This window comes from Streptococcus mitis SK575, assembly GCF_000257865.1.
GTDB lineage: Bacteria > Bacillota > Bacilli > Lactobacillales > Streptococcaceae > Streptococcus > Streptococcus mitis_CQ.
Genome location: NZ_AICU01000067.1, coordinates 1 through 5,198, shown reverse-complemented (window position 1 = coordinate 5,198; position 5,198 = coordinate 1). Strand labels below are relative to the sequence as shown.

The 5,198-nt window shown below is 49.7% G+C and carries 2 tRNA genes and 3 rRNA genes; all 5 read left to right on the top strand.

The window, feature by feature from the left end:
- Positions 1 to 72, top strand: a tRNA-Glu gene (locus tag HMPREF1048_RS08590).
- A 243-nt stretch (positions 73 to 315) separates the two neighbouring features.
- A 16S ribosomal RNA gene (locus HMPREF1048_RS08585) occupies positions 316 to 1,861 on the top strand.
- A 51-nt stretch (positions 1,862 to 1,912) separates the two neighbouring features.
- Positions 1,913 to 1,985 (top strand) — tRNA-Ala (locus tag HMPREF1048_RS08580).
- Between the two features lie 125 nt (positions 1,986 to 2,110).
- Positions 2,111 to 5,012 (top strand): 23S ribosomal RNA (locus tag HMPREF1048_RS08575).
- A gap of 76 nt (positions 5,013 to 5,088) precedes the next feature.
- Positions 5,089 to 5,198: ribosomal RNA gene (gene rrf, locus HMPREF1048_RS08570) — 5S ribosomal RNA — on the top strand; the annotation flags it as partial.

Below are 5,198 nucleotides of genomic sequence, written 5' to 3'. Positions count from 1 at the left end.
GGTCCGTTGGTCAAGGGGTTAAGACACCGCCTTTTCACGGCGGTAACACGGGTTCGAATCCCGTACGGACTATGGTATGTTGCGGTTGAAACACTTGATGAAAAAAAGTTTAAAAAAGTTTCAAAAAAGTGTTGACAAGCGAAAGCCACTGTGATATACTAATATAGTTGTCGCTTGAGAGAAGCGAGTGACAAAGACCTTTGAAAACTGAACAAGACGAACCAATGTGCAGGGCACTACAACTAAGGTTGTAGTACTGAACAATGAAAAAAACAATAAATCTGTCAGTGACAGAAATGAGTGAGAACTCAAACTTTTAATGAGAGTTTGATCCTGGCTCAGGACGAACGCTGGCGGCGTGCCTAATACATGCAAGTAGAACGCTGAAGGAGGAGCTTGCTTCTCCGGATGAGTTGCGAACGGGTGAGTAACGCGTAGGTAACCTGCCTGGTAGCGGGGGATAACTATTGGAAACGATAGCTAATACCGCATAACAGTAGATGTTGCATGACATTTGCTTAAAAGGTGCAATTGCATCACTACCAGATGGACCTGCGTTGTATTAGCTAGTTGGTGGGGTAACGGCTCACCAAGGCGACGATACATAGCCGACCTGAGAGGGTGATCGGCCACACTGGGACTGAGACACGGCCCAGACTCCTACGGGAGGCAGCAGTAGGGAATCTTCGGCAATGGACGGAAGTCTGACCGAGCAACGCCGCGTGAGTGAAGAAGGTTTTCGGATCGTAAAGCTCTGTTGTAAGAGAAGAACGAGTGTGAGAGTGGAAAGTTCACACTGTGACGGTATCTTACCAGAAAGGGACGGCTAACTACGTGCCAGCAGCCGCGGTAATACGTAGGTCCCGAGCGTTGTCCGGATTTATTGGGCGTAAAGCGAGCGCAGGCGGTTAGATAAGTCTGAAGTTAAAGGCTGTGGCTTAACCATAGTACGCTTTGGAAACTGTTTAACTTGAGTGCAAGAGGGGAGAGTGGAATTCCATGTGTAGCGGTGAAATGCGTAGATATATGGAGGAACACCGGTGGCGAAAGCGGCTCTCTGGCTTGTAACTGACGCTGAGGCTCGAAAGCGTGGGGAGCAAACAGGATTAGATACCCTGGTAGTCCACGCCGTAAACGATGAGTGCTAGGTGTTAGACCCTTTCCGGGGTTTAGTGCCGCAGCTAACGCATTAAGCACTCCGCCTGGGGAGTACGACCGCAAGGTTGAAACTCAAAGGAATTGACGGGGGCCCGCACAAGCGGTGGAGCATGTGGTTTAATTCGAAGCAACGCGAAGAACCTTACCAGGTCTTGACATCCCTCTGACCGCTCTAGAGATAGAGTTTTCCTTCGGGACAGAGGTGACAGGTGGTGCATGGTTGTCGTCAGCTCGTGTCGTGAGATGTTGGGTTAAGTCCCGCAACGAGCGCAACCCCTATTGTTAGTTGCCATCATTTAGTTGGGCACTCTAGCGAGACTGCCGGTAATAAACCGGAGGAAGGTGGGGATGACGTCAAATCATCATGCCCCTTATGACCTGGGCTACACACGTGCTACAATGGCTGGTACAACGAGTCGCAAGCCGGTGACGGCAAGCTAATCTCTTAAAGCCAGTCTCAGTTCGGATTGTAGGCTGCAACTCGCCTACATGAAGTCGGAATCGCTAGTAATCGCGGATCAGCACGCCGCGGTGAATACGTTCCCGGGCCTTGTACACACCGCCCGTCACACCACGAGAGTTTGTAACACCCGAAGTCGGTGAGGTAACCGTAAGGAGCCAGCCGCCTAAGGTGGGATAGATGATTGGGGTGAAGTCGTAACAAGGTAGCCGTATCGGAAGGTGCGGCTGGATCACCTCCTTTCTAAGGATAAGGAACTGCGCATTGGTCTTGTTTAGTCTTGAGAGGTCTTGTGGGGCCTTAGCTCAGCTGGGAGAGCGCCTGCTTTGCACGCAGGAGGTCAGCGGTTCGATCCCGCTAGGCTCCATTGGTGAGAGATCACCAAGTAATGCACATTGAAAATTGAATATCTATATCAAATAGTAACAAGAAAATAAACCGAAAACGCTGTAGTATTAATAAGAGTTTATGACTGAAAGGTCAGAAAAATAAGGTTAAGTTAATAAGGGCGCACGGTGGATGCCTTGGCACTAGGAGCCGAAGAAGGACGTGACAAACGACGATATGCCTTGGGTAGCTGTAAGTAAGCGATGATCCAGGGATTTCCGAATGGGGGAACCCAACAGGTACTACCTGTTACCCGCATCTGTTAAGGATGTGAGGAGGAAGACGCAGTGAACTGAAACATCTAAGTAGCTGCAGGAAGAGAAAGCAAAAGCGATTGCCTTAGTAGCGGCGAGCGAAACGGCAGGAGGGCAAACCGAAGAGTTTACTCTTTGGGGTTGTAGGACTGCAATGTGGACTCAAAGATTATAGAAGAATGATTTGGGAAGATCAGCCAAAGAGAGTAATAGCCTCGTATTTAAAATAGTCTTTGTACCTAGCAGTATCCTGAGTACGGCGGGACACGAGAAATCCCGTCGGAATCTGGGAGGACCATCTCCCAACCCTAAATACTCCCTAGTGACCGATAGTGAACCAGTACCGTGAGGGAAAGGTGAAAAGCACCCCGGGAGGGGAGTGAAATAGAACCTGAAACCGTGTGCCTACAACAAGTTCGAGCCCGTTAATGGGTGAGAGCGTGCCTTTTGTAGAATGAACCGGCGAGTTACGTTATGATGCGAGGTTAAGTTGAAGAGACGGAGCCGTAGGGAAACCGAGTCTGAATAGGGCGAATTAGTATCATGACGTAGACCCGAAACCATGTGACCTACCCATGAGCAGGTTGAAGGTGCGGTAAGACGCACTGGAGGACCGAACCAGGGCACGTTGAAAAGTGCTTGGATGACTTGTGGGTAGCGGAGAAATTCCAAACGAACTTGGAGATAGCTGGTTCTCTCCGAAATAGCTTTAGGGCTAGCGTCGACATTAGAGATTCTTGGAGGTAGAGCACTGTTTGGGTGAGGGGTCCATCCCGGATTACCAATCTCAGATAAACTCCGAATGCCAATGAATTATGGTCGGCAGTCAGACTGCGAGTGCTAAGATCCGTAGTCGAAAGGGAAACAGCCCAGACCACCAGCTAAGGTCCCAAAATAATTGTTAAGTGGAAAAGGATGTGGGGTTGCACAGACAACTAGGATGTTAGCTTAGAAGCAGCTATTCATTCAAAGAGTGCGTAATAGCTCACTAGTCGAGTGACCCTGCGCCGAAAATGTACCGGGGCTAAAACAATTTACCGAAGCTGTGGATACCTTTATAGGTATGGTAGGAGAGCGTTCTATGTGTGAAGAAGGTGTACCGTGAGGAGTGCTGGAACGCATAGAAGTGAGAATGCCGGTATGAGTAGCGAAAGACAGGTGAGAATCCTGTCCACCGTAAGACTAAGGTTTCCAGGGGAAGGCTCGTCCGCCCTGGGTTAGTCGGGACCTAAGGAGAGACCGAAAGGTGTATCCGATGGACAACAGGTTGATATTCCTGTACTAGAGTATGTAGTGATGGAGGGACGCAGTAGGCTAACTAAAGCAGACGATTGGAAGTGTCTGTCTAAGCAGTGAGGTGTGATATGAGTCAAATGCTTATATCTATAACATTGAGCTGTGATGGGGAGTGAAGTTTAGTAGCGAAGTTAGTGACGTCACACTGCCAAGAAAAGCTTCTAGCGTTTAAACATACTCTACCCGTACCGCAAACCGACACAGGTAGTCGAGGCGAGTAGCCTCAGGTGAGCGAGAGAACTCTCGTTAAGGAACTCGGCAAAATGACCCCGTAACTTCGGGAGAAGGGGTGCTGACTTTAAGTCAGCCGCAGTGAATAGGCCCAAGCAACTGTTTATCAAAAACACAGCTCTCTGCTAAATCGTAAGATGATGTATAGGGGGTGACGCCTGCCCGGTGCTGGAAGGTTAAGAGGAGTGCTTAGCGCAAGCGAAGGTATGAATTGAAGCCCCAGTAAACGGCGGCCGTAACTATAACGGTCCTAAGGTAGCGAAATTCCTTGTCGGGTAAGTTCCGACCCGCACGAAAGGCGTAATGATTTGGGCACTGTCTCAACGAGAGACTCGGTGAAATTTTAGTACCTGTGAAGATGCAGGTTACCCGCGACAGGACGGAAAGACCCCATGGAGCTTTACTGCAGTTTGATATTGAGTGTCTGTACCACATGTACAGGATAGGTAGGAGTCTAAGAGATCGGGACGCCAGTTTCGAAGGAGACGTTGTTGGGATACTACCCTTGTGTTATGGCCACTCTAACCCAGATAGGTGATCCCTATCGGAGACAGTGTCTGACGGGCAGTTTGACTGGGGCGGTCGCCTCCTAAAAGGTAACGGAGGCGCCCAAAGGTTCCCTCAGAATGGTTGGAAATCATTCGCAGAGTGTAAAGGTATAAGGGAGCTTGACTGCGAGAGCTACAACTCGAGCAGGGACGAAAGTCGGGCTTAGTGATCCGGTGGTTCCGTATGGAAGGGCCATCGCTCAACGGATAAAAGCTACCCTGGGGATAACAGGCTTATCTCCCCCAAGAGTTCACATCGACGGGGAGGTTTGGCACCTCGATGTCGGCTCGTCGCATCCTGGGGCTGTAGTCGGTCCCAAGGGTTGGGCTGTTCGCCCATTAAAGCGGCACGCGAGCTGGGTTCAGAACGTCGTGAGACAGTTCGGTCCCTATCCGTCGCGGGCGTAGGAAATTTGAGAGGATCTGCTCCTAGTACGAGAGGACCAGAGTGGACTTACCGCTGGTGTACCAGTTGTCTTGCCAAAGGCATCGCTGGGTAGCTATGTAGGGAAGGGATAAACGCTGAAAGCATCTAAGTGTGAAACCCACCTCAAGATGAGATTTCCCATGATTTTATATCAGTAAGAGCCCTGAGAGATGATCAGGTAGATAGGTTAGAAGTGGAAGTGTGGCGACACATGTAGCGGACTAATACTAATAGCTCGAGGACTTATCCAAAGTAACTGAGAATATGAAAGCGAGCGGTTTTCTTGGTTTGAATAGATATTCAATTTTGAGTAGGTATTACTCAGAGTTAAGTGACGATAGCCTAGGAGATACACCTGTACCCATGCCGAACACAGAAGTTAAGCCCTAGAACGCCGGAAGTAGTTGGGGGTTGCCCCCTGTGAGATATGGAAGTCG